The sequence below is a fragment of the Rhodopila sp. genome (genome assembly GCF_965277165.1).
In the GTDB taxonomy this organism is placed as follows: domain Bacteria; phylum Pseudomonadota; class Alphaproteobacteria; order Acetobacterales; family Acetobacteraceae; genus Rhodopila.
Window position 1 is genome coordinate 94,962 of sequence record NZ_CBDICE010000005.1, and the last position, 24,298, is coordinate 119,259.

27 protein-coding genes are annotated in these 24,298 nt (G+C 65.5%); 11 read left to right on the forward strand and 16 right to left on the reverse strand.

From position 1 onward, the window contains the following. Positions 1-6: 6 nt before the first annotated feature. The 5 genes from ACQY4Y_RS00810 to ACQY4Y_RS00830 all read right to left on the reverse strand — a co-directional run bounded on the left by ACQY4Y_RS00810 (position 7) and on the right by ACQY4Y_RS00830 (position 3,260). On the reverse strand, positions 7-723 hold the full coding sequence (locus tag ACQY4Y_RS00810; protein WP_428488676.1) for an XdhC family protein: 717 nt from the start codon (positions 721-723) through the stop codon (positions 7-9). Between the two features lie 163 nt (positions 724-886). Further along, positions 887-1,213: an XdhC family protein gene (locus ACQY4Y_RS00815; protein ID WP_428488677.1), complete on the reverse strand. Its 327-nt coding sequence runs from the start codon at positions 1,211-1,213 to the stop codon at positions 887-889. Next, a complete protein-coding gene (locus tag ACQY4Y_RS00820) occupies positions 1,210-2,421 on the reverse strand; it encodes a vWA domain-containing protein (RefSeq protein WP_428488678.1) in 1,212 nt (403 codons plus the stop codon). Before ACQY4Y_RS00820 ends, ACQY4Y_RS00815 begins: the two co-directional genes overlap by 4 nt. A 240-nt stretch (positions 2,422-2,661) precedes the next feature. Beyond that, positions 2,662-2,811 (reverse strand): hypothetical protein, encoded by a 150-nt coding sequence (locus ACQY4Y_RS00825; protein ID WP_428488679.1) that lies wholly within the window; start codon positions 2,809-2,811, stop codon positions 2,662-2,664. Then, the gene (locus ACQY4Y_RS00830) at positions 2,808-3,260 is read right to left on the reverse strand and encodes a MaoC family dehydratase (protein WP_428488680.1); all 453 of its coding nucleotides are present in this window, start codon (positions 3,258-3,260) and stop codon (positions 2,808-2,810) included. Before ACQY4Y_RS00830 ends, ACQY4Y_RS00825 begins: the two co-directional genes overlap by 4 nt. A gap of 196 nt (positions 3,261-3,456) precedes the next feature. Between ACQY4Y_RS00830 and ACQY4Y_RS00835 the strand changes: the two genes are divergently transcribed. Genes ACQY4Y_RS00835 through ACQY4Y_RS00845 form a run of 3 tightly spaced genes read left to right on the forward strand, consistent with a single transcriptional unit; the run spans position 3,457 to position 4,001 of the window. Beyond that, positions 3,457-3,618, forward strand: coding sequence for an entericidin A/B family lipoprotein (locus ACQY4Y_RS00835; protein ID WP_428488681.1), 162 nt, complete (start codon positions 3,457-3,459; stop codon positions 3,616-3,618). Between the two features lie 31 nt (positions 3,619-3,649). Continuing rightward, positions 3,650-3,832: a CsbD family protein gene (locus ACQY4Y_RS00840; protein WP_428488682.1), complete on the forward strand. Its 183-nt coding sequence runs from the start codon at positions 3,650-3,652 to the stop codon at positions 3,830-3,832. Positions 3,833-3,848: 16 nt separating this feature from the next. After that, positions 3,849-4,001: a DUF3309 family protein gene (locus ACQY4Y_RS00845; protein WP_428488683.1), complete on the forward strand. Its 153-nt coding sequence runs from the start codon at positions 3,849-3,851 to the stop codon at positions 3,999-4,001. Between the two features lie 144 nt (positions 4,002-4,145). On the opposite strand, the gene ACQY4Y_RS00850 is transcribed toward ACQY4Y_RS00845, so the two are convergent. The 3 genes from ACQY4Y_RS00850 to ACQY4Y_RS00860 are packed head-to-tail and all read right to left on the reverse strand — an operon-like array spanning position 4,146 to position 6,612. After that, complete coding sequence (locus tag ACQY4Y_RS00850; RefSeq protein WP_428490704.1) at positions 4,146-4,499, reverse strand: acyl-CoA thioester hydrolase/BAAT C-terminal domain-containing protein; 354 nt, start codon at positions 4,497-4,499, stop codon at positions 4,146-4,148. A 9-nt stretch (positions 4,500-4,508) separates the two neighbouring features. Beyond that, complete coding sequence (locus tag ACQY4Y_RS00855) at positions 4,509-5,000, reverse strand: hypothetical protein (protein WP_428488684.1); 492 nt, start codon at positions 4,998-5,000, stop codon at positions 4,509-4,511. 46 nt (positions 5,001-5,046) lie between these two features. Beyond that, positions 5,047-6,612, reverse strand: a complete 1,566-nt coding sequence (locus ACQY4Y_RS00860) for a peptide chain release factor 3 (RefSeq protein WP_428488685.1) — start codon at positions 6,610-6,612, stop codon at positions 5,047-5,049. Positions 6,613-6,855: 243 nt separating this feature from the next. On the opposite strand from ACQY4Y_RS00860, the gene ACQY4Y_RS00865 reads away from it, so the two are divergent. From ACQY4Y_RS00865 to ACQY4Y_RS00895, 7 genes are all read left to right on the forward strand, one after another. After that, positions 6,856-7,812, forward strand: a complete 957-nt coding sequence (locus tag ACQY4Y_RS00865) for a branched-chain amino acid ABC transporter permease (protein WP_428488686.1) — start codon at positions 6,856-6,858, stop codon at positions 7,810-7,812. Positions 7,813-7,825: 13 nt separating this feature from the next. Then, the gene (locus ACQY4Y_RS00870) at positions 7,826-9,616 is read left to right on the forward strand and encodes an ABC transporter permease subunit (RefSeq protein ID WP_428488687.1); all 1,791 of its coding nucleotides are present in this window, start codon (positions 7,826-7,828) and stop codon (positions 9,614-9,616) included. Beyond that, positions 9,609-10,319, forward strand: a complete 711-nt coding sequence (locus ACQY4Y_RS00875) for an ABC transporter ATP-binding protein (protein WP_428488688.1) — start codon at positions 9,609-9,611, stop codon at positions 10,317-10,319. The genes ACQY4Y_RS00870 and ACQY4Y_RS00875 overlap by 8 nt, the downstream gene beginning before the upstream one ends. Positions 10,320-10,470: 151 nt before the next feature. After that, complete coding sequence (locus tag ACQY4Y_RS00880; protein ID WP_428488689.1) at positions 10,471-11,709, forward strand: ABC transporter substrate-binding protein; 1,239 nt, start codon at positions 10,471-10,473, stop codon at positions 11,707-11,709. Positions 11,710-12,462: 753 nt separating this feature from the next. Beyond that, positions 12,463-13,146: an HAD family hydrolase gene (locus ACQY4Y_RS00885; protein WP_428488690.1), complete on the forward strand. Its 684-nt coding sequence runs from the start codon at positions 12,463-12,465 to the stop codon at positions 13,144-13,146. Then, positions 13,143-13,595, forward strand: coding sequence for a protoporphyrinogen oxidase HemJ (gene hemJ, locus ACQY4Y_RS00890; RefSeq protein ID WP_428488691.1), 453 nt, complete (start codon positions 13,143-13,145; stop codon positions 13,593-13,595). The genes ACQY4Y_RS00885 and hemJ overlap by 4 nt, the downstream gene beginning before the upstream one ends. 15 nt (positions 13,596-13,610) lie before the next feature. Next, the gene (locus ACQY4Y_RS00895) at positions 13,611-14,780 is read left to right on the forward strand and encodes a mandelate racemase/muconate lactonizing enzyme family protein (protein WP_428488692.1); all 1,170 of its coding nucleotides are present in this window, start codon (positions 13,611-13,613) and stop codon (positions 14,778-14,780) included. Positions 14,781-14,828: 48 nt separating this feature from the next. Here the strand turns inward: ACQY4Y_RS00895 and ACQY4Y_RS00900 are convergent, their stop codons facing one another. The 8 genes from ACQY4Y_RS00900 to ACQY4Y_RS00935 all read right to left on the reverse strand — a co-directional run bounded on the left by ACQY4Y_RS00900 (position 14,829) and on the right by ACQY4Y_RS00935 (position 22,787). Continuing rightward, complete coding sequence (locus tag ACQY4Y_RS00900; RefSeq protein ID WP_428488693.1) at positions 14,829-16,514, reverse strand: methyl-accepting chemotaxis protein; 1,686 nt, start codon at positions 16,512-16,514, stop codon at positions 14,829-14,831. A gap of 128 nt (positions 16,515-16,642) precedes the next feature. Then, positions 16,643-17,800 carry a PQQ-dependent sugar dehydrogenase gene (locus ACQY4Y_RS00905; RefSeq protein ID WP_428488694.1) on the reverse strand — a complete coding sequence of 386 codons (1,158 nt, stop codon included), beginning with the start codon at positions 17,798-17,800 and terminating at the stop codon, positions 16,643-16,645. A gap of 250 nt (positions 17,801-18,050) precedes the next feature. After that, positions 18,051-18,485 (reverse strand): CBS domain-containing protein, encoded by a 435-nt coding sequence (locus ACQY4Y_RS00910; RefSeq protein ID WP_428488695.1) that lies wholly within the window; start codon positions 18,483-18,485, stop codon positions 18,051-18,053. Positions 18,486-18,596: 111 nt separating this feature from the next. Then, entirely contained in the window at positions 18,597-19,313 is a 717-nt protein-coding gene (locus ACQY4Y_RS00915) for an alanyl-tRNA editing protein (protein ID WP_428488696.1), read from the reverse strand. Further along, on the reverse strand, positions 19,310-19,948 hold the full coding sequence (locus tag ACQY4Y_RS00920; RefSeq protein WP_428488697.1) for an NUDIX domain-containing protein: 639 nt from the start codon (positions 19,946-19,948) through the stop codon (positions 19,310-19,312). The genes ACQY4Y_RS00915 and ACQY4Y_RS00920 overlap by 4 nt, the downstream gene beginning before the upstream one ends. A 289-nt stretch (positions 19,949-20,237) precedes the next feature. Beyond that, positions 20,238-20,516 (reverse strand): hypothetical protein, encoded by a 279-nt coding sequence (locus ACQY4Y_RS00925; protein ID WP_428488698.1) that lies wholly within the window; start codon positions 20,514-20,516, stop codon positions 20,238-20,240. Next, the gene (locus tag ACQY4Y_RS00930) at positions 20,491-21,348 is read right to left on the reverse strand and encodes a metallophosphoesterase family protein (protein WP_428488699.1); all 858 of its coding nucleotides are present in this window, start codon (positions 21,346-21,348) and stop codon (positions 20,491-20,493) included. Before ACQY4Y_RS00930 ends, ACQY4Y_RS00925 begins: the two co-directional genes overlap by 26 nt. 119 nt (positions 21,349-21,467) lie before the next feature. Then, positions 21,468-22,787 carry a class I SAM-dependent RNA methyltransferase gene (locus ACQY4Y_RS00935; RefSeq protein ID WP_428488700.1) on the reverse strand — a complete coding sequence of 440 codons (1,320 nt, stop codon included), beginning with the start codon at positions 22,785-22,787 and terminating at the stop codon, positions 21,468-21,470. Between the two features lie 80 nt (positions 22,788-22,867). On the opposite strand from ACQY4Y_RS00935, the gene ACQY4Y_RS00940 reads away from it, so the two are divergent. Then, positions 22,868-24,274 carry an MFS transporter gene (locus ACQY4Y_RS00940; RefSeq protein WP_428488701.1) on the forward strand — a complete coding sequence of 469 codons (1,407 nt, stop codon included), beginning with the start codon at positions 22,868-22,870 and terminating at the stop codon, positions 24,272-24,274. Positions 24,275-24,298: the final 24 nt, after the last annotated feature.

Genomic DNA, 24,298 nt, shown 5'->3' on the forward strand with positions numbered 1-24,298 from the left:
CATAATTCACGCGCCTTGGAGGTTCCGCCCAGCGCGATCACGCGCCAGCGGTGCGTTGCGTCGCACCGCGACGATCTCGGCGATGATCGACAGCGCAATCTCGGGGGCGGTGACCGCCTCGATATTCAGTCCGACCGGGCCGCGGATGCGCGACAGGACGTTGTCCTGATGACCGAGGTCGCGCAACCGCTGCAGGCGGGCGGCGTGGGTGCGCCGCGATCCCAGCGCGCCGATATAGAACGCCTGTGACTTCAGCGCCCGGTCGAGCGCGGGATCGTCCAGCTTCGGATCGTGCGTCAGGGTGACCACCGCGGTGCGGCTGTCGGGGACGAATTCGTCCAGCGCCTCATCCGGCCACGCGGTGGAGATTTCGACGTCGGGAAATCGTTCGTCGGAAGCGAACGAACGGCGCGGATCGACTACGGTGACCGAGAACCCGCAGGGCGCGGCGAACGGCACCAGCGCCTGCGCGATGTGCACCGCGCCGACCACGATCAGCCGCAGCGGCGGGTTGTAGGCGTGCAGGAAGAAATCGATGCCGCCCAGCTTGACGGTGCCGCTTTCGTCGCGCTGCAGCGCGCGGGCGGCGGCATCGTTGAGATCGGCCGGCGCTTCCGGGTCGGGCAGCAGACGCTGCTCGCCCGACGGCAGTTGAGTTGCCAAGACGACCGGGCGTTTTTCTTGCTTGGCCCGGTCAAGGGCGGCGAGGATTTCTGGGGTCATAGGGTTCATCCGCGACAGGGTTCGTCATGATAGCGCGCCCAACCGAAAAAGGGAGGGCTCGGGCGCAACCCTGTGCCGACGGATGGTCGTTCACGCCGCTGTTCCGGTGGATCGTGGTCGGTTCGCGCCGCCGTCCCGGCGGATGGAGCCTCAGGACGGGGCCTTAGTTCAAGCGCTCGACGAACACCTTGACCTTGCCGCCGCAGGCCAGCCCGACCTCCCAGGCGCGTTCGTGGCTGACGCCGAAATCCAACAGTTGCGGGCTGCCGGTGTCGATCGTCTGCATCGCCGCGTCGGCGACGGCGCCTTCGATGCAACCGCCGGATACCGATCCGGCCATGCGGCCGGACTTGGTGACCGCCATCTGGCTGCCGGCGGGGCGCGGCGAACTGCCCCAGGTTTCGGTGACCGTGGCGAGCGCCACCTGCTCGCCGGCGGCGCGCCAGGCGACGGCGGTGGACAACACGTTCTCGACCTCGGAGATGGTCATGGATGGCTTCCCTTCATCACGACGGCCCGCGGGGCGGGCCGCGACAACAGATCGATCAGGCCGCGCAGGCTGGCCAGGTTGTGCACCGGACGGAATTCGTCGACGTGCGGCAGCATGGCGCGGATACCCTGTGACTTTGGTTCGAACCCGTCCCATCGCAACAGCGGATTGAGCCATACCAGCCGTGTGCAGGAGCGGTGCAGGCGGTCCATGTTCTCGGCCAGGCCTTGCGCGCCGTCGCGGTCCAGGCCGTCGGTGATCAGCAGCACCACCGCGCCCTGCCCCAGCACTCGCTTGGCCCATTGCTGGTTGAAACTGGCGACCGCCTCGCCGATACGGGTGCCCCCGGACCAGTCGGGCACCGCGTGGGCGACCATCTGAAACGCGACCTCGGGGTCGCGGGCGCGCAACTGGCGGGTGACGTTGGACAGGCGGGTGCCGAACAGGAATACCTGGACGCGGTCTCGGTCGTTGGTCACGGCATGCAGGAAGTGCAGCAGGATCTGCGCGTAGCGGGCCATCGAGCCGGAGATGTCGCACAGCACCACCAGCGGCGGCGGACGGGTGACCCGGCGGTTGCGGGCGATGCTGAGGATCTCCCCGCCCTGGCGCAGGCTGGTGCGGATGGTGCGGCGCAGATCGGTGACCGGTCCGGTCTGGTCGGGGCGCTTGCGGCGGGTCCGGCGCAGGTCCAGCGGCAGCACCAGGCGGCGGATGGCGCGTTTGGCCTCGGCGATCTCGGCCGCGCCCATCGCCTCGAAATCCATCCGCTGCAACCGTTCCTGCTCGGAGACCGTCATCGTCATGTCGGTGACCGGTGGCTCTTCCTTGGGGCGCGGCGGCTGGTCGCCCTTGCGGGCGAACGCCTCGGCGACGCGACGTGAGGCGGGGGCTGGGCGTTCCGGCTTGGGCTGCTTGGCCGCGTCGAGCAGCGCCATGGCGGCGGCTTGTTCGGCGGCCGAAGGATCACGCCAGAACAGCGCGAACGCCTGGTCGAACACCTCCTGGTGGTCGTGGCGGTGGATCATCGCGGCGCGCAGCGCGGTGCGCGCCTGGGTCTTCGACCCCAGGTCGATACCGGTCAGCGCGTGCTGGGCGGTGATGATCTCTGCCGGGCCGACCGGCAGTCCGGCGCGGCGCAGCAACCTGGCGAAGTGCATCACGTTGGCGGCGATGCGCGATTGCGGCGGGTCCTGGATCGCGGTCATTGATCCATAATGGAGGTTAGCCGCGGCGGTGACGCAAGTAGCGGGCGCCCACGGTGGCTCATCGCACTCCGATCGAACTCGAAGCAACCGCCGGTTTGTTCCATTCGGTAGCGGCCAGACGGTCCACTAACGGCGGATCGGGGAGTTGCCAACGTGGTGCGACACTGCTGGGCGATGAAGAGGGGAAGCAGTCATGCGTGGACCCGAAGCCGGCGGTCTTGCAAGCTGCGGCGAGTCGGGTCATCGATCCGGCTTCGGTTTCGCCTGTTCACGCTGCCGCGCCTGGTGTTTTCGTTTCAGCAGGTTGGCGCGCAGCGCGGTTGCCTCGCGCTGGATCCGATCCGGCCGGCTGGAGGGCTTGGGCGGTTCTTCGGCTGGCGGGCGGGTCATGCCGGGCGCTTGCGCATCATCGCCTGGCGCCGGCAGATCGCCACCATCTCGTCGCGCTGGTTCCAGCAGGTATGCTCGAACTCGATTATTCCGACATTGGGGCGGGACCGGCTTTCGCGCATGGTCAGGACCTTGGTGCGGGCCCGCAGCGTGTCGCCGTGGAATACCGGCTTGGGGAATCTGGTTTCGCCAAAGCCCAGGTTGCCGACCGTGGTGCCCAGCGTGGTGTCGTTCACGCTCATGCCGACCATCAGGCCAAGAGTGAAGATCGAGTTCACCAGGCGTTGCCCAAATTCTGTTTCGGCCGAAAAATGGGCGTCGAGGTGCAGCGGCTGGACGTTCATGGTCATGGCGCTGAACAGGGTGTTGTCCACCTCGGTGACGGTGCGAGTCCAGGGATGGTGGAATTCCTGGCCGGGGGAAAACTGTTCATAATAGAGGCCTGCCATGACGGTTCATCCTGCTGGATGGACCGAGTCAACCGCATTCGCGGGTGACTGCCAAGCCGTGCCGGAGCGGTGCGGTGGCGGGTTCTCAAGGGGATGTGAAAACAAACTGGTAGATGCGATCTCCGTACGACTTGCAACCGATACTTCCCGGGGCAAGGTGATGCTGTGTCTGCAATGGATCGAAAGGACTTTTGCCATGCGCGAAAAGGCCAGACTGCTACTGGCTCTCGCCGCACTCGTCGCGGTCGCTCCGATGCTGGCCGCCTGCTACACCACGAAGGGCGCGGGAGAGGATCTGAGCGCGGCCGGCAAGGGCATCACCAACTCGGCGGACAAGAACACGGGATACAAGCCGTAATCGACATTCACTGACAAGGGAGGGTTTTGCGATGGATAACGATCGTGCCAAGGGCGTCGCACATCAGGCGAAGGGTGCCATTAAGCAAGCCGTGGGCAAAATGACCGGCGACAAGAAGACTGAAGCCGAGGGCGCGGCTGAGAAAGCTGGCGGCAAGGTTCAGAACGCTGTTGGCGGGGTGAAGGATTCCGCCCGTGACGCACTGAAGAAATAAGGTCCGAGGGCGGCCGATGTCGACGATACTTATCATTGTCCTGATCGTTTTGCTGCTCGGGGCGCTGCCCAGTTGGCCATATAGCGGCGGCTGGGGTTATTACCCGAGCGGCGGTCTGGGGCTGGTGTTGCTGATCGTCGTCGTGCTGCTGGTGATGGGACGAATATAGGCTGAACACGGCTGACGAGGCGGCAGGGCTTGGCTGGTGGTAATTCAAGCCGCCAGGCGCGGTTGTCACGGAATTAAGTTGCTCAGATTGCCGTTTCAGGCGCTGCTTCGGTCCGGTTCGCCGGACGGGAGCAGCGTTTTTTGTTTATGGCGGCAAATCCAGGCATTCCGTCATGACCTTCCAGGCTGCCTCGCCCAGGGCGGCGTCGGCCCGGTCGTTTCCGCCATGGGCGTGCAGGGCGGAGCGCGGGGTTTTCTCACCGGGAAACAGGACGCGATGTCCGGCCTCCTGGTTGAACACCAGGCTCGCATGTTTTGCGTAGCTTGCGAGTCGCGCAGCGATGGATTTCGCGAACGTATCGGATGGCCAGATGGCATCATCGCCACCGGCGACAAGAATGATTTCAGCCTTGGTGCATTCGACGGCAATCGTGGCGGCCGATACTTCGGAGGCGAACCGGAGCAGGCTTTGTTCATGCAGACTTCGGTAGGAGATCAGGCCGTCACGTTAGCATCGTTTCCAATATGGATCGCTGGCGATGAACGGCAGCGCGACGCCGGCATGGGTCCAGGACGAGCGTTGCGGCCAGACCTCGCCGTCGAGACCGGGCCCGGTATTGCACCAGACGACCGATGTCGGGCTGATCGCCACGACGGTATCCAGGCGTGGGTCACGAACCGCAATCAGCAAAGCCGCTTCCGCCCCTTTCGAGGTGCCGACGAAGGCAAACCGCCCGCAACCATGTCGCTCCAGCATATCGATAGCTTTGGTGAAGGTCTCCAGCGGCACCTCGCAGATGCCCTGGGGCTGGCCTTCGCCGCCGAACCAGCGCAGTGCGAGCGCGGCGGCGGCGCGTGATGCGAACAGCTTCGCCCGCGCCACATCGACCCGGCCGCTTGAACCGGCGGCGACGATCACGCCGAGGCGGTTTGGCTGCCGCGGCATCAGCAGAGTACCCTGAACGTCCCCGCTCAAGATGGTTTCGCGCAGCCGTGTCATGTATTTCTCCGCGCCAGGCGGTGGGACGCCGGCTTGGGGCGCCGGATCAAGCCGCCAGTTTGTCGGTTCGGATATCCTTGATGTCGCGAAACGTCAGCGCCGGGGCCAGTTCCTCGGCGCGGCGCATCATGAACGCCGAGCTGGCCAGGAAGACCGGGTCGCCGTCGACGTCGTCGGCCATTGCAGCGCGGTTATCGGCGATGAATTTCGCCAGCGCCCCCTTGTCCGACGTGGATACCCAGCGTGCCAGGGCGAACGATGGCGACTCGAAGCCGATCTTCACGCCGTATTCGGCGGCTAGACGCGCCTGCAGCACGTCTAGCTGCAGGGTGCCGACGACACCGACGAGCGGGGCGGCGCCGTCTTGGGGGCGGAACAGTTGCACGACGCCTTCCTCGGCCAGTTCGACCAGGGCCTGGCGCAGTTTTTTCGCCTTCATCGCGTCGTCCAGCCGGACCCGGCGGAGGATTTCGGGGGCGAAATAGGGAACGCCAGTGAATTGCAGATCCTCGCCCTCGGTGAGGGTGTCGCCGATGCGCAGGGTGCCGTGGTTGGGGATGCCGACAACGTCGCCGGCAAAGGCCTCGTCGGCGATTTCGCGGTCGCGGGCGAAGAAGAACTGCGGGGCGTGCAGCGGGATCGACTTGCCGGTGCGCACCTGCTTCAGGCGCATCCCGCGCACCATGCGTCCCGAACAGACGCGGGCGAAGGCGATACGGTCGCGATGGTTCGGGTCCATGTTGGCCTGGATCTTGAAGACCAATGCGGTCAGGCCCGGCTCGGTGGCCTCGACGGTGCGGGTGTCAGCGGGTTGCGCGCGCGGTCGGGGGCCGTATTCGGCCAGCCCGTCGAGCAGATCGTGGACGCCGATGTCCTTGATCGCGCTGCCGAAATAGACCGGCGTCAGGTGCCCGGCGTTGAAGCTGTCCAGGTCGAATTCAGGCAGTGCGGAGCGGACCAGGTCGACCTCGTCGGCGACCGCCTGCATGCGCGGATCGGACTGCGGCAAGTCGTTGATCAGGTGCATCTTTCTTGCCCGCAGGTCGTAGGTGCCGGCGAATTCGGCGGCGCGGCCGATCGGCCAGGTGACCGGGCAGGTGTCGAGCGCCAGGGTGGAGGCGACCTCGTCCAGCAGTTCGATCGGGTCGCGGGCCTCGCGGTCCATCTTGTTGATGAAGGTGATGATCGGGATGTCGCGCAGGCGGCAGATCTCGAACAGCTTGCGGGTGCGGGCCTCGATACCCTTGGCGGCATCGATAACCATGACGGCGGAATCGACCGCGGTCAGGGTGCGGTAGGTGTCTTCGGAGAAATCCTCGTGGCCGGGGGTGTCGAGCAGGTTGAACACGCAGCCGGCGTATTCGAAGGTCATCACCGAGGTGACGACCGAGATGCCGCGTTCACGCTCGATGCCCATCCAGTCGGAGCGGGTGCGGCGGCGTTCACCTTTGGCGCGGACGTTGCCGGCGAGCTGGATGGCGCCGCCGGCGCGCAGCAGGTGTTCGGTGAGCGTGGTCTTGCCGGCGTCAGGGTGGGAGATAATGGCGAAGGTGCGGCGGCGGGCGATTTCGTCAATTGGACCAGGAGTGGGGCCGGTGGTGGGGTCGGTCATTCGGGGCTTTCGCGGAGCGTTGCGGTCGAGGGTTCGGCGAGTGATCGAGGTATATAGTGCGTGCCGGGGTCTGACGGAACGCCAGCGTGCGTCTTGTGCCAGCGGATGCGATCGATGGCGTCACCCGGCCGGCGCTTCACGCCATCACCGGGCTCATGCTTGAGCAGCCGGCACGGACCGGTTAAGACACCGCTGCAATAGAAGCCGCCCCAACTGGGCAGCCATTGGGGGAGGCAGCGGACGGTGGACCTCGAGGTTCTCATTGAGAACGTGCTGAACGCGGTCGCCGCCGGCATCATCATCGGCTGCATCTATGGACTGATGTGCATCGGCCTGGGGCTGATCTTCGGCATCATGCGCATCGTCAATTTCGCCCAGGGTGAGCTGCTGATGCTGGGCATGTTCGCCAGCCTCTATCTGGTCACCGGCGGCGGCGTGCTGGCATTCCTCGGCCCCTATATCGGGCCGTTCGTTGGTGCGCTGCTGGCAGGTCCGATCGTGTTCGCCGGCGGCGCGCTGCTGCACAAGCTGCTGATCGCACGGGTGTCGGGGCTGCGCACCAGCGGCTCGCTCGACGAGGGGCATTTCGGCCAGTTGATCGTCACCCTGGGCATCTCGCTGATCCTGCAGAACGGCGGCTTGATCGTGTTTGGGTCCACCCCAGTGACGGTGCGCACGCCGCTGGCGTCGAGCGCGATCGAGATTGGCCCGATCTACGGCGACGCCACGGTGTTCCTGAACAAGGCCCAGCTGGTCGCCTGCGCGGTGGCCATCGTCATCGCCATCAGCCTCTATCTGGTGCTGGAATACAGCCGCCTGGGCAGGGCGCTGCGGGCCGCCGCCGACAACCCGACGGCGGCGACTTACATGGGTATCGATACCGACAAGGCCTATCGCATCGCCTTCGGCCTCGGCAGTGGCATCACCGCGATCGCCGGCGGGCTGATGGCGACCTATCTGTCGTTCGGCCCATTCGTCGGACTGGACTACGTCATCATCATGTATTCGGGGGTGGTGCTGGGCGGCATGGGCAGTATCCTTGGCGCCTTCTGGGGCGGCCTCACGGTCGGCTTCGTGCAGCAATGCTCCGCCCTGATCCTGCCGCCGCAATTGCAGAACGCGGCGATCTTCGTGGTTTTCCTGATGATCGTGCTGCTGCGCCCGCAAGGCCTGTTTGGCCGTTCGGCGGAGCGCGCCTGATGCGGTTCGCGGCATGAGATACAATTCCGCCCCGCGGCTGCGGCGCGATGCGATCGCCCTGGCGATCGTGTCGGGCGGCTATCTCGGGGCGTCGATGCTGGTAACCAACAGCTACTACCAGCTGATCATGACCCTGGTGCCAATCTGGGCGGCGTTCGGCGTTTCATGGAACATATTGTCCGGCTACGGCGGCCAGTTGTCGTTCGGCCACGCCTCGTTTTTCGGCATCGGCGCCTATGTCGTCACCCTGGCGCTGGTTTACTGGAACCTGACCCCCTGGTTCGGCATCCCGCTTGGCATGATCGTCGCCGCCGCCGCGGCGGTGCTGATCGGGCTGCCGACATTCCGCCTGCGGGGTCATTACTTCGCGTTGTCGATGCTGGCCTATCCGCTGGCGATACTTTACTTCCTGCAATACCTCGGGTTTCAGGAAATGTCGCTGCCGATGCACCGCGAGCATCCGGCGTTCTTCCTGGAGTTCACCGACCCGCGCCACTACACCATGGTCGCCGTCGGATTACTGGTCGGTGCCGTAGTGGTCTGCATGCTGGTGGAGAATTCGCGCTTTGGCCTGGCTTTGCTGGCGATCCGGCAGAACGAGCTGGCGGCCGAGGCGGCGGGCATCAACGCCCGGCTGTGGAAGATGCGTGCGCTGGTGGTCTCGGGCATGATCGCCGCCGCGGCCGGCGGCGTTTATGCCTGCGTGCTGCTGGTGGTCACGCCTGATTCGGTGTTTGGCTTGCTGGTCTCGGCCCAGGCCGTCGTGGTCACCCTGTTCGGCGGGGTGGCGTCGATCTGGGGACCGGTGATCGGGGCGGCGATCCTGGTGCCGCTGGCGGAATCGCTGAATGCCGAACTTGGCAACGTCCTGCCCGGCATCCAGGGCGTGGTGTATGGCGTGGCGATCATCGGCATCATGCTGGCCTCGCCCGACGGCCTGTTCTGGACCGTCCGCGACCGATTATTCAAACGCTCGCCGCAATCCCCTGCCCTGGCTGGCCCTGCCCTGGCCGACCCAGTTGCGGGCGCCGATCGGCCCGGCCCGGTTGCCGCCGCGACGACACCGCCCTCGGTATTGCTGAAGGTCGAGGGCCTGTCGCGCTCGTTCGGTGGCCTGCGCGCGGTCAGCTTGGTTGGTTTCGAGGTCAACGCCGGGGAGATCCTGGGCATCATTGGCCCCAACGGCGCCGGCAAGACGACGCTATTCAACCTGCTGAACGGCGTGCTAGCCGCCGACGAGGGCAGCGCCACCCTGGCCGGCGAGCCGATGCTGGGGCGCAAGGTTCATGCGGTCTGCCGTATGGGGGTGGGACGCACGTTCCAGGTGGTGCGCAGTTTCCCCCGCCTGCCGTTGCTGGACAACGTGATCGTCGGCGCCTATGGCGCCGGTCTGGCGGATGCCGAAGCCATCGCCTCGGCCACCGCCGCGCTGCGCCGGGTCGGACTGGTCGACCGCGCCGGCATCGCCGCCGGGCAACTGACCAACAAGCAGCTTCGGCTGATGGAACTGGCGCGCGCTCTGGCGGGCCGGCCGCGGCTGCTGCTGCTGGATGAGACGCTGGCCGGGCTTGGGCGCGACGAGTGCGATGAGGTGCTGGCGGTTCTGGTGCGGCTGCGCGCCGAGGGTATGACCGTGGTCATCATCGAGCACACCATGCACGCCATGATGCGCATCGCCGACCGCTTCGTGGTGCTAGATCACGGCCGCGTCCTGGCCAGCGGGCAGCCGCGCCAGGTGGTCGAGGACCGCTCGGTCATCGAGGCCTATCTCGGCAAGAAATGGGCGGCCAGACAAGATGCTTGAGGTCAGCAACCTGTCGGTCAGCTATGGCGGGCTGCGCGCGCTGAGCGATGTCTCGCTGTCGGTGCCGGAGGGCAAGTTCGTTACCGTCGTCGGGCCGAACGGGGCGGGAAAGTCCACCCTGTTCAAGACCATCTCCGGCATCGTCCCGGCTGCCGGCGGCCAGATTAGTTTCATGGGCAAGGATCTGTCCAGGCTTGCGCCGGCGCGGCGGGCCCATCTTGGCATCGCCCATATCCCCGAGGGCAGGCAGGTGTTCAAGACCCTGACGGTGCTGGAAAACCTTCAGATGGGCGCCTATCCAAAGGCCGGACGGGAAGCCTGGCGCCACACCCTGGACCGCATCCACACGCTGTTCCCGATCCTTTCAGAGCGCGCCAGCCAGCTCGCCGGCACGCTGTCGGGTGGTGAGCAGCAGATGGTCGCCATCGGCCGGGGCCTGGCCTGCGCGCCGCGCCTGCTGATGCTGGACGAGCCCTCGATGGGCCTGGCCCCGGCGGTTGCCGACACCATTTTCGAGCGGGTGTCGCAAATCCACCGGGAGGACGGCGTCACCATCCTGCTGGTCGAGCAGAGGGTGGCCGAGGCGCTGGAATTGTCGGATCATGGCTATGTGCTGGAATCCGGTCGGATGGTGCTGGACGGTCCGTACGCGACGCTGCTGCGCGATGATCGGGTGCGCAAGTCCTACCTGGGTCTGAGTTGACGATGCGACGGAGCGATCCGCGTTCGGCGCATCGGCGCATTGCGGTGTGGACCGATCGAGCGGTCAGTAAGGCGGTGCCGGTGAACCGGGCACCGAAGCCGTTGATTCACCTGACACAGCCGCGGACGGCCTAAAAAAACGGAGCAACGCCATGACTGATTTCACCCGCCGGACCAGCATGGGCCTCGGCCTCGCCGCCGGCGCCGCCACACTTACCCCACGCCGGCTGCGGGCACAGACCCCGGCCGAGGTGAAAATCGCCATGCTGGTGCCGCTGTCTGGCCCGTGGGCCCGGCAGGGCATCCTGGAACAGATGGGCGCCCGCCTTGCGGTCGATGATGTCAACAACGCCGGCGGGATCAAGTCGATGGGCGGCGCCAAGCTTAAGCTGGTCGAATACGATACCCAGGACAGCGCTGAGAAGGCCAAGGACGCCGCGCAACGCATGGTCGCGCAAGAACCCGATCTGGTTGGCGGATTCGGCTGCTGGCTGTCCACCTTCACCCTGGCGGCGACGGAAGTCACCGAACGCGCCGCGCTGCCCTGGCTGACTCTGTCCTACTCCGACCTGATCACCGGTCGCGGCTTCACGCATGTGTTCCAGTCCTCACCCACCGCCGAGCGCCAGGCCGAGGAGGAACTGCCGATGATCATGGAGATTGCCCAGAAGGCGACCGGCAGGAAGCCGGCCAAGGTAGCCTTCCTGGGCGACAACACCGCAGCGTCGGTCAGTTTTATGAAGCCGATGCGTGACCATGAGGCGAAGGACCAGGGTTTGAAGATCGTCGCCGACGAGGTGTATTCGCCGCCGCTGACCGATGCCACCACGCTGATCCAGCACATCCGTTCGGCGCGGCCCGACTTCGTGGTCTTGCAGTCGACCAATGTGCCCGACGACAAACTGCTGATCGACAAGTTCGCCGAGTTCAACTTGAAGAGCGACCGGCTGCCGAAGATCGGCAGCGGCGGTCACTGGGCGGTGCCGGAACTGCTGAAGAATGCCGGCGCCGAGAACCTGGAAGGCATCATGGTGGGCCTCGCCAACTGGCCCGGCAAGAACCAGGCGGATTTGGAGAAACGCTTCATCGCTCGCACCGGCGAACCCTGGTTCGGCCACGACTCGATCTTCGGCTATGTCCACGTCTTGATCCTGAAGGAGGCGCTGGAGCGCACCGGGGTCGCTGACCGGCACAAGGTGAACGAGGCTATCCATGCCCTCGACATGACCACTGGGCCGGCGCTGTTTTTCCCCGACGGCCACCTGAAATACGATGTGGCGGGGCGCCGGGTCGGGGCCGAACTCTGTGTGGTGCAATGGCGTAACGCCCGGCCGGTGCCGGTGTCTCCGGCCTCGATCGCGACCCATGAGGTGCTGTGGCCGAAAGCGTGACGCTGCCAGCATGACCGCGTTCGCCGACCTGCGGAACGGCTTGCGGCTGCCGCTGACCGCCGCACCGATGTTCCGCGTCTCCGGGTCAACCTGGCCGTCGCCGCCTGCCGCAACGGCGTGATCGGCGCGCTTGCTACCGCTAGGCTAGACTAGGTGTCAGAGGTGGGGTCGTTGGTGTCGGCGGTGGTGTCCACGGATTGGCTGTGTTCGTGGTGTGCGGCAAGAATTTTAACACGGAGCAAGAATGAGTTTCGCGGAGGGCCACGGGAGTGGGGATCGGATCTGACGCGCTGCGCTTTCTTGGTTGCATCAGGTGTAAACGTCGGGAGTTGAATTTACGGACCATGTTCGACGATCTGGCGACCCGATGGCGCAGTCGATTATTCCTCTGCCGAGGACCGACCTCAAGGCCGCCGCCGTTGGCGGCCCGCTCCGCGGCTTTAGGCCTTGACCTCGGCCCTCGGCGGAGCCTCCCGCTCGGCATGCCATTGATCGATAAGAGGGGTCGCATCTGGCTGGTCTCGACGTGAAACTTCTGACAGTGTCCTTCAGCTCAAGATCAGACCATTGCACACTCAGGACGAGTGACTTGATCGTGTTTTGCATCTTCATATTCAGCTCGGGCTCATCGACAGAATGGGGCCTCCCTGGTACGGGCGTGGCCCTCGCGCTCGCTCCATGATATCAGCCCTGGCCTGGATGAAATACCATCGGAGCTGAACCATCGACGTCCTGCTGAACGGATCACCCGCGATGCCGATCGACCTGCGTCTGGTCATCTTCGACTGTGATGGCGTGCTGATAGACAGTGAAGCGCTGTGCGATCGCGTGGTTTCGGCCGAGCTGCACCGGGTCGGGTGGGAGCTTTCGGCCGCCGAGTGCAACCGGCGCTTCCTTGGACTGACCTTTGCCGACATTCAGCTTGCCGCCGAGGCGCAATTGCATCGTCCGCTCCGTGCCGGCTGGATCGACCACCTGGTTCGTCACGTCACCGAGGTGATGGCGGCCGAGGTCACCGCCATTCCGGGCGCTCGTGAGGCACTGCTGGCCACCACCGCGATGGGCCTCCCGTTCCGCGTGGCCTCGAACTCTTCGCACGCCGAGATGGCGGCCAAGTTTGCCCGCGTTGGCCTGTCCGAGTTGGTGCGGGGCCGCATCCACAGCGCGTATGACATGATCGCCGAGGGCAAGCGCGGCAAACCTGCCCCCGACCTGTTCCTTGCCGTAGCCGCCGCCGAAGGTGTTGCGCCCGCCAACTGCGTGGTCATCGAGGATTCCCAGGCCGGCGTGCAGGCGGCGGTCGCGGCAGGAATGACCTGCCTCGGGTTCGGCCCTGAAGCCGAGACCGAAAGTCTGCGCCGGGCCGGCGCGATTCCGTTCACCTCGATGCTGGTACTGCCGGGCATGCTGCGCGCGTTGCGGTCGGTGCCGACATGACCATCGCGGCGTTCAGCTACCTGTATCCATGGACGAAGGCATTCCACGTCATCGCCATGATCGCCTGGATGGCGGCGATCTTCTACCTGCCGCGGCTGTTCGTGTATCACTGCGACGTACGTCCCGGCAGCGTGGAGAGTGAACGCTTCAAGGTGATGGAATACCGGCTGTTCAAGCAGATCATGAACCCGGCGATGATCGCCACCTGGGTGTTCGGCATCATCCTGGTGCTGACGCCCGGCATCATCGACTGGTCGGCCGGATGGTGGCACGTGAAACTGCTATGCGTCATCTTGATGTCAGGCTTTCATGGGGCGATGTCGCGATGGCGGAAGGATTTTCTTGCCGATGCTAACCGGCGCAGCCAGAAATTCTACCGGATCGCCAATGAGATCCCGACGATCCTTATGGTGATCATCGTGATCATGGTCATCGTTCGTCCTTTTTGATCCAGGGTCCCGCCGATGCCGCTCCAAATCCTTGATGTCCGCGAGATCACCAAGCTGATCAGCTCACCGATCCGCAATGCCTATATCGATTTCAGCAAGATGACGTCGAGCCTCGTTGCCGTCGTCACCAACCTGGAGCGCCACGGCAAACCGGTAATCGGCTACGGCTTCAATTCCAACGGACGCTACGGCCAGGGCGGCCTGATCCGGGAGCGATTCGCGCCGCGCATCCTGGAAGCCGATGCGGCGTCACTGCTGGATCGGACCGGCGACAACCTCGACCCCGACAAGGTGTGGGGCACGATGATGCGCAATGAAAAACCCGGCGGCCATGGCGATCGATCGGTCGCGGTCGGTACCATCGACATGGCGGTGTGGGACGCGGTCGCCAAGATCGCCGACAAGCCGCTATTTCGCCTGCTGGCCGAGCGGCACGGCGTCAGCCCGGACCCCGATGTCTTTGTCTATGCCGCCGGCGGATATTATTACCCCGGAAAAGACGACTCGGCACTGTGCGGTGAAATGCGCAGCTACCTGGAGCGGGGCTATACCGTCGTCAAGATGAAGATTGGGGGCGAGACGATCGAGCAGGACCGGCGTCGTATCGAGGCGGTGCTGGCCGCTATCGGCTCGCAGGCTCGCCTGGCGGTGGACGCCAACGGCCGGTTCGATCTGGATACCGCGATCGCATACGCCAAAATGCTGCGCGACTATGACCTGTTCTGGTACGAGGAAGCCGGCGATCCGCTGGATTACCGGCTTCAGGCGGCGCTGGGCGAATTCTATCCGGGTGCGATGGCAACCGGGGAGAACCTGTTCAGTCATCAGGACGCGCGCAATCTGATCCGTCATGGGGGCATGCGCCCGGATCGTGACTGGCTGCAGTTCGATTGTGCCCTGTCATATGGCCTGTGTGAATATCAGCGCACGCTGGTGATGCTGAAGCAGCACGGCTGGTCCTGGAAGCGCTGCATCCCGCATGGCGGCCACCAGATGTCGCTCAACATTGCCGCCGGGCTGGGGTTGGGCGGCAACGAGTCCTATCCCGACGTGTTCCAGCCGTATGGCGGTTTCGCCGATGGAACCCGGGTGCGCGACGGCATGGTGACGCTGCCGGATCTGCCGGGCATCGGGTTCGAAGCCAAATCGGACCTGTATTCGATCATGCGCGATCTGGCGGATTAGCGGGACCTTGCGGGCGGCGGCCCGCATTGCCGGAGGCTGCTCGTGCGGTCAGGCCGCCCGGACGGTGCCAAGGAAGCTGTCGACCTCCACCCGCAACACCCCTGCCTGCTGTCCAAGCAGATCGGCGGCCGACAGCACTTCGGCTGCCGCGGAGGCGTTTTCGCCCAGACCATCCGATACCCGTTTCAGGTTGTGCGCGACTTGCTGGGTGCGGCTGGCGGCTTGCTGGATATTCTCGGACACCTCGAGTATCGCCGAGCTCTGCTGCTCGACCGTGGCGGAGATCGCAGCAGCGATTTCCTCGACCCCGTGCACGGTGTGCGAGATGCCCTGGATGGCGGTGAGGGCGCCTGTCGATTCGGCCTGGATCGAGGCGATTTGGGCACGGATTTCCTCGGTTGCCTTGGCGGTCTGATTGGCCAGGCTTTTCACTTCACCGGCGACCACGGCGAACCCCTTGCCGGCCTCTCCGGCGCGGGCTGCCTCGATCGTCGCGTTCAGCGCCAGCAGATTGGTTTGCGCGGCGATGTTCTGGATCAGGTTCACCACGTCACCCACCTTCTGCGCCGCCATCGCCAGGCCGGCGACCTTGTCGTTGGTGCGCCGCCCTTCCTCAGCCGCGTCGCGCGAGATGGTGGCGGCGCGGGCAACCTGGCGACTGATCTCCGATCCGGTCGCGGCCATTTCTTCGATTGCCGCCGCGACCCCTTGCACGTTCGCCGTTGCCTGCTCGGCTTCCTGCAGTGCGGACCCGGACTGTTCGGTCGCGGCGCTCGCGGTGCCGCCGACCTTGCGAGCCGCCGCCCCCATGTTACCGCCGGCGGCGGCGACCGCCTCCACGACGCTGCGCACTTCCTTGTCGAAACGATCGGCCAGACCGTGAAGCGTCTGCCGCCGTTCTTCGTTGCTGCGTTGACGTTCGGCCTGCTGCTCTTGCTGAAGCGCCGCGAGACGGGCAGCGTGGTCCTTGAACACATCGACCGCACGCGCCATGCCGCCCATTTCGTCCTTTCGATCAAGGCCGGGGACGACAATGGCCAGATTACCGTCGGCCAAGCGCGCCATGGTATCGCGCAAGCCGCCGAGCATCTTGCTGATATCGCGGTTCACCAGCCAGCCGATGGTCAGTGTCAGAGCCAGGATCGCGCCGCCGACGACACTCAGCCAGGTCAGTGTGCTGTTGAATTCGCTGTTCAGGTCATCGACGTAGGCGCCCGCCAGGAAGATCATATTCCACGGTGCGAACCGGGCGACGTAGGCGATCTTTGGCACCGGCTGGGTCTGCCCGGGACGCGGAAACGAATAGGCTATCACGCCATCGTTGCTGTTGCGCAGCGCCTCGGTTTCCAACGAGGTGATCGATCGTCCCTGACTATCGACCGCATGCGATGGCTTGCCCTCAAGCGAAGGGTTGACGCCATGGACGAGGATCATTCCATCGGGGCGGGAGATCGTCAGGTAGCCGGTTCCGCCATCGAAGCGCATCGCGTGGGCGATGTCGCGCAGTTGCCCGATCGCCTGGTCTTGCGTCAGCGTCTTGGCCGCCACCTCGGCGTCCAGGCTCTTGGCAATCGTCATCGCCGATTGGACGACGGCGCGCAATTTGTCGACTCGGTCCTCGGTCATCTTGCTGTGCAGCGTCCCGGCGCCAAATCCGATGGATACGAGCACGGCGAGGACCGAGAGGCTGAGCAGCAGCCCCAGTTTGGTGCGAAGCTTCAGGCGGCTGAACATGGTCTTGAGCATCCTGGCGCGGAATTGGCGGAATGCCCTGTGGTAATTGATTTCGATTAAGAATTGCTTAACGCCGGGCCGTTATGGATGGTTTGGACGGAGGCTGTTTCGGCGGCAAACGAAGCGCCTTAGTCACGCCGATTGCCGGTCACCCGCCAGATCACGTCGCCGACGTCGTCGGCCATCAGCAGCGACCCGTCCGGGCCGATCGCCACCCCGACCGGTCGGCCATAGGACACCCGCTCGTCGGGGGCGAGGAATCCCGACAGGATATCGCGCGGCGGCCCGGACGGGCGGCCGTTGCTGAACGGCACGAAGACCAGCTTGTAGCCGCTGAGCGTGCTGCGGTTCCATGACCCGTGCTGGCCGATCGCCATGCCGTCGGGAAAGCCGGGAAGCGCGCCGGCGGGCAGCCAGCACAGGCCAAGCGAGGCGGTGTGTCCGCCCAGCGCATAATCCGGCGTGATCGCCGTGGCCACCATGCCCGCATTCTGTGGTACCCGATCGTCCACTGTCTGTCCCCAGTAGCAATAGGGCCAGCCATAGAACCCACCGTCACGCACCGAGGTCAGGTAATCCGGCGGGGTCTCGTCGCCCAGGCCGTCGCGTTCGTTCACCGCGGTCCATAGCGTGCCGGTGCCGGGTTCCCACGCCATGCCCACGGCGTTGCGCAGGCCGGAGGCGAAGATCCGGCTTTCGCCGCTGGCAACATTCAGTTCATAAATCGCCGCCCGGCCGGCCTCGAGGTGCATGCCATTCTCGCCGATATTGCTGGATGATCCGACCCCGACGTAAAGCTTTCGCCCGTCGGGGCTGGCCAGCAGGCTGCGTGTCCAATGGCCGCCGGTGTTGAATTCGACCATCGTTCGCCCCGGTGCGGTGATGCGGTTGGCGCCGGCGGTGTACGGAAACGCAACCACGCCATCGGTGTTGCCGACGTAGAAGGTGTCGCCCAGCAACGCCATACCGAAGGGTTGGTTCAGACCGTCGAGGAAAGCAAGCTGGGTTTCCGCCACGCCGTCGCCGTCGGTGTCGCGCAACAGGGTGATGCGGTTGGCGCTGACCCCCACCGCGGCGGCGCGTTTCATCGTGCTGACCATGGCGTAGTCGAAGATGTTGCGCATCGAGGCCCTGGCCATGTTGATCGATTCAGCGATCAGCACGTCGCCATTGGGCAACACATGGATCCAGCGCGGATGCTGTAAACCGGTGGCGAACGCGTTAACCTTGAGCCCAGGCGCAGCCACCGGCGTCTGTCCCCTGCCCCACCCTTGGGCGGTCGGCATTTTCAGCGTCGGTAAATTGCCCTGCGGCCTGGCTGATGGAATCGACGGGGAGTTCCCCCACGCCGGATCGGGCGCGCTCGTTGTCAACCGTCGCGTTAGCAACGCGGCGCCGCCGACAACGGTTGCCAAACGCGCGAAGATATCTTGTGCGGCCAATGCGGTGTTCCTTACGGTCCGCACCTACGCTAGTGGAACCCCTCAGGTCTTGAAACCACAGGCCTCGAAATCGCCGGGCTTGAACGTGCCGCGATCAGGCGTGCAATCGCGCTATGTCGAGCAGCACGTTGGCTTCGAGGGCTTTCTCGTCCAGCCGATGCTTTACCAGATCTCCGATGCTGACGATGCCGACCAGTTTGCCGTCCTCGATCACTGGCAGGTGTCTGACCTTCGCCATCGTCATTGCCGCCATCGCGGTTTCGACACGATCGGTCAGCCGGCAGGTCACCACCGGCGAAGTCATCAGCTTCTCTACCGGGATGGTCAGCGCCCGCGCGCCATGTTCAGCGATGGCGTTGACGAAATCGCGTTCCGAAAAAATGCCGGCGTGACGCATCCACTGGTCTTCGACGACCAGCGCGCCGATACGCTGATCAGCCAGCTTGCGAATCGCGGTTTCAACGCTGTCCGACGTGCGGATCGTTACAACATGCCGTCCCTTGCCATGCAAGACGTCGGAAATAGACATCCTCATCCCTCCCACTCGGTAACCCGACCAATGTATTTAGATGGGCACGAACGGCGCCTATCCCAAGGCGTGATGGCCGATTGTTTAGCAAGCGGACAGGACCAGCGCGGCTTAACCGGCGGGCGCGATAGTGATGCGCCGGTTCTGTTTGCCCTTGTTTTCGATCTTGACCACCCGGATCGGGCCAATTTCGCCGGTCCGGGACACATGCGTGCCGCCACAGGGCTGCAGATCGACCGGCGTCGTCGCGTCGCCGATACGGACCAGTCGCAGTCGTCCGGTGCCGCGCGGCGGCTGCACCGACAAAGTGCGCACCAGCCCGGGATTGCTGTCCAGCACGGCTTCATCGACCCACTCCGACCGCACCGGATGATCGGCTTCGATCAGCGCGTTCAAGCAGGCCTCCACCGCCTCCTTCGGCGGCGAATCGGGCAGATCGAAATCGAGCCGCGACTTGTCCGCCCCGACCGCGCCGCCGGTCACCGCGGCGCCCTTGATCAGGCTGCACAGCAGGTGCATCGCGGTGTGCATGCGCATATGAGCGTGCCGACGCTGCCAGTCGATGGCCGCTTGCACCACCGCCCCGACCGGGGGCAGGGCGGCGTCCGCCGCGACCTTGTGCAGGATTGCCTCGCCTTCGCCCTTGACCGCCTCGGTGATCGGCGTGTTTCCGCCAGACCAGTGCAGTACCCCGCTGTCGCCCGGCTGACCGCCGCCGCGGGCATAGAAAACGGTCCGATCCAACACGATTCCCTGGTCGCCGCTCACCACCACCGTCGCCGACGTGCTGGCACGGGTCGGCTGATCGAGGAAAATCCGCTGGGTCATGCTGCCATCCATTGCTGTCTGAGCCGGTCCCGCTGCGCCGCCAGCCAGAACAGGCCGAGCGCGGTGATCGAGTTGGTGAAGCAGCCGGCGAACGCAGCCTCGATCGCATCCGCGGCGTTCCACACCCGCACCCGGATGTCCTCGTTCTCGCAGGCTTCGCCGCCGAATCCGGCGATGCCCTCGCCGTCCGCTGGTGGCGCAACCACGCGGCCAGCATAAAGATGGCAGAACTCGTCCGCGCCGCCGGCGGTCAGCAGGAAACCGCCGATGCGTTCGATCCGGTCGGCATCCAGCCCCATTTCCTCGCGCATCTCGCGTTGGATGGTCGCGGCGGGGTTCTCGTTGTCCTCGCACAGGCCGGCGGGGAGTTCCACCAGCACGGGATCGACTCCGGCGGCCAGGGCGGGAAGGCGGAACTGCTCGATCAGCACCACGGCGTCGGCCAGCGGATCGTACGGCAGCAGCGCCGCGGCCGGTCCCCGCCGCCACAACTCCCACCGGCGGGTGGCCGACAGCGCGCCGTCGAACCGGCGATGGCGGAAGGTTATCACGTCCAGCGGGAAGCGGCCGGACCAAACACGCTGGCCGGCTTCGACGACAACGTCGGGATGGATCGGGATCGGGTGTTGCGACATCGGCTTTTGTACAGGCCGCGCCGTGCAGCCTGTCAACCGCCGACCGGCCGGCGGAGTTCAGCCTGCCGATCCGCGTCGGCCACGCGCACGTTGCGCCGTCCGTGTCGCATGAGCATCGCGCGCCTGGGCACGCCGGCCCGCGGCGGCCGATTGCGCCAGCGGGTGTTCCGCCCGGTGGTCGGTATGCGCGGCCACGTTGGTGCCGTCGGGCGGCAGCAGTAGGGCGCTGTCGCCGTCGGACAGATGCAGCGGCAACGAGGTGTAGCTGAAGACGTCGAACGAGGCGTTGTTAGGCGCTGGCGTCGGTCCAGGATTCCTGCGGCCTTGGCACCGTGGTCATGTTGCCGTTGATCACCGAGTCGCTGATCTCGAAGGTCATGAAGCCATGCCGGCTGTCGATCGCCGAGATCAGCTTTGCTTCAGTTTCGGGATCGCGATAGCCCTGCGCGGCAGCCAGCCGATGCAGGTTCCAGTAGCCGCCATTGCCGATCACGAAGAACGGGATGGCGTGCGTGCCAACCGCCTTCTCGATGCGCTGGTAGTTATGCACGTGCGCATTCAGCACCATGTTCGGCACCCGCCGCGAACACGTTGATCGCATCCTGCAGTTCCTTGGCCATGGTCGGACTGTCGCTGTGATGATCGTCGAACGAGTAAATCGGATGATGCACCGCGACGATCAGCGCCTTGGTCGCATCGGCCGCCGCCATTTCCGAGTGCAGCCAGGCCCGCTGCTGGTTATCCAGCCGGCCATGTTCGGGGACATTGCTATACAGCCCGATGAACGTCGCGAACGGGGTGGTCAAGGTCCAATAGAAGAACGGCAAGGTCATCGCCGGGCGGCCGCTGTCACGCGATTCCGGGGTGAAGGTCGACTTCCCGTCGGCCGCCTTCAATGCCAGGAAGTTTCGATAAAAACCTTCCAGTGAGGTCGCCTCGGCGTTGAGCGGTTCGCCGTCGTGGTTGCCCGGGATGGCGACGATCGGTAGCGGATAATGCTCGTAGGGATCGTAGAACTGGGCGAAGTATTCGGAAACCTCGCCGTTGTAGTAGATCACGTCGCCCAGATGATAGCAGAATGCCGATGCCATCGAGGCGCCGCGCAGGCTGGGGGCGATATTCCCGGTGTGTAACGACTGCTCGAGACCCTGCTCGACCAGCTTTTGCGGTTCCGGGTTCTTCACCCCGCCGGTGTCTCCGATGCAGTGGAACGACATGCTGCCGGCATCGGTGATCTCGCGATATTCGTCGGCGGTCAGCACGTCGCTCAGGTCCATGCGGAACGGTGCCTTGCGGCCGCGAGCATACGCCGTCGGGATCGGCTCGAACCTGGTGATGCGCGGGGCGGGGTGCCGCGCCAGCGATGCGCCGGGCTGGCGAGGGCGGTTAAACGTCGTCATCGGTTGTCTCCACTCGCGTTCGGCGACGGATTGGTTCGGCGCCAAACTGTGAGCGCTTGCGACACCCGCGTGGATGAAGGTTTTGTGTTGCCCGATGGTTCGACTTCGTTTGCCAGCCGTCAAGCGTGGCGGAATACGCTGACGCTCTCCAGCCTGGCCGACCACAGGAACTGGTCGATCGCGGTGGCGGTCGCCAGGTGATAGCCGGCGGCAAACAGCACCCGAGCGTCGCGCGACAGGGTCGAAGGGTTGCAACTCACATAGACCACAGTCGGCACCCGTGCGGCGGCTAGCTGGCCGATCTGTGCCGCCGCGCCGCCATGGGGCGGATCCAGCACCACGGCGGCGAAGCCCGCGAGGTCCTTGGCTGACAGCGGCTGGCGTGCAAGGTCGCGCTGCGTGGCCTCGACACGGCCGGCCAGGCCGGACTGGTTGATCGCCTGGCGCAACGCCGCGACGGTCGCCGCATCGCCCTCGAACGCGGCGATCCGCAGCACCCGAGCCAGCGCGAAGGTCAGCGTGCCGCATCCGGCGTAAAGCTCCGCGATGCGGGTCTTTGCGGTGAGCTTGGTGGGCATCGCGCCAAGCACCGCCGCGATGATCGCGCTCTGCCCGGTCGGGGTGGCCTGCAGGAACACTCCTGGCGGCGGTCGCACCTCAACGCCCGACAATGTCGTGGTGGCGGGACGCAGCAAGCCGATCGTCTCCGGCGTATCGTTGCCTCGCGCCGCGGACACGCGGGACAGGCGGTGGTCGCGGGCGAAACCGATCAGCGCAGTCCGATCCTCGGACGTCAGTGGCGCGTCGGTGCGCAGTAACATGTCGGCGCCGGAATCCAGCAGATTGATCACCACCGACGCCTGCCGCCGCAGCGCGCGGATGCCAGCCAGCAGCCGGCGCAACGGATCGAGCAGCGCCATCAAGGCGGGGTGCAGCACAGGGCAGTCGGTGATGTCGATGACCTCGGCGGAGCGTTGCGCGTGCAGACCGATGACGACGCCGCCGGCGACACGGCGTGCCGCGAAGTCGATCCGCCGGCGTTCAGCCGGCAGCCCGGGCACGAACCCAGGCGGATCGGTCGGGGAGAATCCGGCCTGGCGCAACGCATGCGACAACAACCCGGACTTCCACGACCGATACTCCGCGTCGCGCCAATGCTGCAGCACGCAGCCGCCGCAGCGGCCGAAATGTCGGCACGGCGGATCGACGCGCGCCGCGCCGGCATCGGTGATCGTTTCGGCAACGGCATGCCACCCGTTACCGCGCGGATGCAACGGCAGAGCATCCACGACCTCGGCGGGGAGGGTGAGGGGAAGGTAGAGGGGAGTGCCGTCGGCCAGCCGGGCGATGCCATCGCCCTCCGACCCGACGCGTTCGACGCGAACCAGCGCGCGCTCCGGCGGTTTTCGACTGATGGTTCTTGACGGGTGTATCGCCATTCCGGTCCCCTGTTTATCCTGCGCGACGGTCCGATGAAACATCCGGCCAAGCCCGGACCGAACCGAGGAAGGCCGACCCCATGTCAGATGTCGCTGCCCGCCTGGAACGCCTGCCGTTTTGCAACGTTCACCGCCGCCTGCTGTTCATGGGCGGCCTGGGCTACACCTTCGATGCAATGGACGGCGCGATCATGGCGTTCGTGCTGCCGGTGGTCTCTGTCCTGTGGAGCCTCAGCAGCGTGCAGACTGGGGTGCTTGGCAGCGCCACCTATATCGGCTTCTTCTTCGGCGCGATCTGCTCCGGAACGCTCGGCGATCTGCTCGGACGGCGGTTCGTGATGATGGGGGCGCTGGGGATCTACAGTGCAGCGACCGCGCTCAGCGCGCTGGCGATCACGTGGCCGCAATTCTTCGTGCTGCGCATCGTGGCGGGCTTCGGCAGTGGCGCGGAAAGCGTGATCATCGCCCCGTTCCTGACCGAGTTCGTCGCCAGCCGATACCGCGGCCGCTTCACCGGCGCACTTGCCGGCTTTTTCTCGTTCGGCTTCGTCGGCGCGGCATTGCTGGGCAACTTCATCATCCCGCTGGCCCCCGCGGCATGGCGCTTCGCGGTCTTCGCCACCGCGGTGCCCGTGGTCATGCTTTTGTGGTGGCGCCGGTCGTTGCCGGAATCGCCGCGCTGGCTGGAGACCCGCGGCCGCAGCCAAGAGGCCGAGGCCGCGGTGTCGATGATCGAGGCCGGCGTGGTCGCCGAACTGGGCGACATCCTTGCCCCGCCGGCGGCGCCGATCGACGCTTCGTCCCGGGTCACCACCGGCACGCTGGGCGCCGCTCTGAGGGGCAACCTGGCGGCGTTGTGGTCACGCCCGCTGCGCCGCGTGACCGCGATGTCGTGGCTGATGTGGCTGTCGCTGACCGCAAGCTACTACGCGTTCTTCACCTGGATCCCCAGCCTGCTGGTCAAATCCGGCATGACGGTGACCCGCAGCTTCGGCTTTTCGCTGCTGATCTACGTGGCGCAAATCCCGGGCTATTATTCCGCCGCCTGGCTGATCGATCGGATCGGTCGGAAAGCCCTGATCGTGTCCTACATGCTGCTGGGCGGGGTATCGGCGCTGGGCCTGGCGAACGCTCATGACAACCTGCAGGTGACCGTGGCTGGGGCGCTGCTTTCGTTCTTCATGAATGGCAGTTACGCGGGACTTTATGTTTACACGCCTGAGCTGTTTCCCACCGAAGTGCGGGCGACCGGGTGCGGCATTGCCTCCGCCATCGGCCGCCTCGGCGCCATCGCCTCGCCGATCGTTGTCGGCTACATCTACCCGATCTGGGGCTTCGCCGGGGTGTTCGGCATCACCACCGCGGTGCTGCTGGGTGGGGCGTTGTCGGTGCTGATCCTGGGCATCGCCACCAGTGGGCGATCGTTGGAGGCGATTACCGCGGCCGAACTGCAGGCCGCCGGCGGTCGGCCGGCGGCGAACCGGTAGGACGCCTCGTCCAGGCGGAGTAAC

Coding starts and splice junctions, on each gene's coding strand:
- ACQY4Y_RS00810 (WP_428488676.1), bottom strand. CDS start 723: ATGACCCCAGAAATCCTCGCCGCCCTTGACCGGGCCAAGCAAGAAAAA.
- ACQY4Y_RS00815 (WP_428488677.1), bottom strand. CDS start 1,213: ATGACCATCTCCGAGGTCGAGAACGTGTTGTCCACCGCCGTCGCCTGG.
- ACQY4Y_RS00820 (WP_428488678.1), bottom strand. CDS start 2,421: ATGACCGCGATCCAGGACCCGCCGCAATCGCGCATCGCCGCCAACGTG.
- ACQY4Y_RS00825 (WP_428488679.1), bottom strand. CDS start 2,811: ATGACCCGCCCGCCAGCCGAAGAACCGCCCAAGCCCTCCAGCCGGCCG.
- ACQY4Y_RS00830 (WP_428488680.1), bottom strand. CDS start 3,260: ATGGCAGGCCTCTATTATGAACAGTTTTCCCCCGGCCAGGAATTCCAC.
- ACQY4Y_RS00835 (WP_428488681.1), top strand. CDS start 3,457: ATGCGCGAAAAGGCCAGACTGCTACTGGCTCTCGCCGCACTCGTCGCG.
- ACQY4Y_RS00840 (WP_428488682.1), top strand. CDS start 3,650: ATGGATAACGATCGTGCCAAGGGCGTCGCACATCAGGCGAAGGGTGCC.
- ACQY4Y_RS00845 (WP_428488683.1), top strand. CDS start 3,849: ATGTCGACGATACTTATCATTGTCCTGATCGTTTTGCTGCTCGGGGCG.
- ACQY4Y_RS00855 (WP_428488684.1), bottom strand. CDS start 5,000: ATGACACGGCTGCGCGAAACCATCTTGAGCGGGGACGTTCAGGGTACT.
- ACQY4Y_RS00860 (WP_428488685.1), bottom strand. CDS start 6,612: ATGACCGACCCCACCACCGGCCCCACTCCTGGTCCAATTGACGAAATC.
- ACQY4Y_RS00870 (WP_428488687.1), top strand. CDS start 7,826: ATGAGATACAATTCCGCCCCGCGGCTGCGGCGCGATGCGATCGCCCTG.
- ACQY4Y_RS00875 (WP_428488688.1), top strand. CDS start 9,609: ATGCTTGAGGTCAGCAACCTGTCGGTCAGCTATGGCGGGCTGCGCGCG.
- ACQY4Y_RS00880 (WP_428488689.1), top strand. CDS start 10,471: ATGACTGATTTCACCCGCCGGACCAGCATGGGCCTCGGCCTCGCCGCC.
- ACQY4Y_RS00885 (WP_428488690.1), top strand. CDS start 12,463: ATGCCGATCGACCTGCGTCTGGTCATCTTCGACTGTGATGGCGTGCTG.
- hemJ (WP_428488691.1), top strand. CDS start 13,143: ATGACCATCGCGGCGTTCAGCTACCTGTATCCATGGACGAAGGCATTC.
- ACQY4Y_RS00895 (WP_428488692.1), top strand. CDS start 13,611: ATGCCGCTCCAAATCCTTGATGTCCGCGAGATCACCAAGCTGATCAGC.
- ACQY4Y_RS00900 (WP_428488693.1), bottom strand. CDS start 16,514: ATGTTCAGCCGCCTGAAGCTTCGCACCAAACTGGGGCTGCTGCTCAGC.
- ACQY4Y_RS00905 (WP_428488694.1), bottom strand. CDS start 17,800: ATGCCGACCGCCCAAGGGTGGGGCAGGGGACAGACGCCGGTGGCTGCG.
- ACQY4Y_RS00910 (WP_428488695.1), bottom strand. CDS start 18,485: ATGTCTATTTCCGACGTCTTGCATGGCAAGGGACGGCATGTTGTAACG.
- ACQY4Y_RS00915 (WP_428488696.1), bottom strand. CDS start 19,313: ATGACCCAGCGGATTTTCCTCGATCAGCCGACCCGTGCCAGCACGTCG.
- ACQY4Y_RS00920 (WP_428488697.1), bottom strand. CDS start 19,948: ATGTCGCAACACCCGATCCCGATCCATCCCGACGTTGTCGTCGAAGCC.
- ACQY4Y_RS00925 (WP_428488698.1), bottom strand. CDS start 20,516: ATGGTGCTGAATGCGCACGTGCATAACTACCAGCGCATCGAGAAGGCG.
- ACQY4Y_RS00930 (WP_428488699.1), bottom strand. CDS start 21,348: ATGACGACGTTTAACCGCCCTCGCCAGCCCGGCGCATCGCTGGCGCGG.
- ACQY4Y_RS00935 (WP_428488700.1), bottom strand. CDS start 22,787: ATGGCGATACACCCGTCAAGAACCATCAGTCGAAAACCGCCGGAGCGC.
- ACQY4Y_RS00940 (WP_428488701.1), top strand. CDS start 22,868: ATGTCAGATGTCGCTGCCCGCCTGGAACGCCTGCCGTTTTGCAACGTT.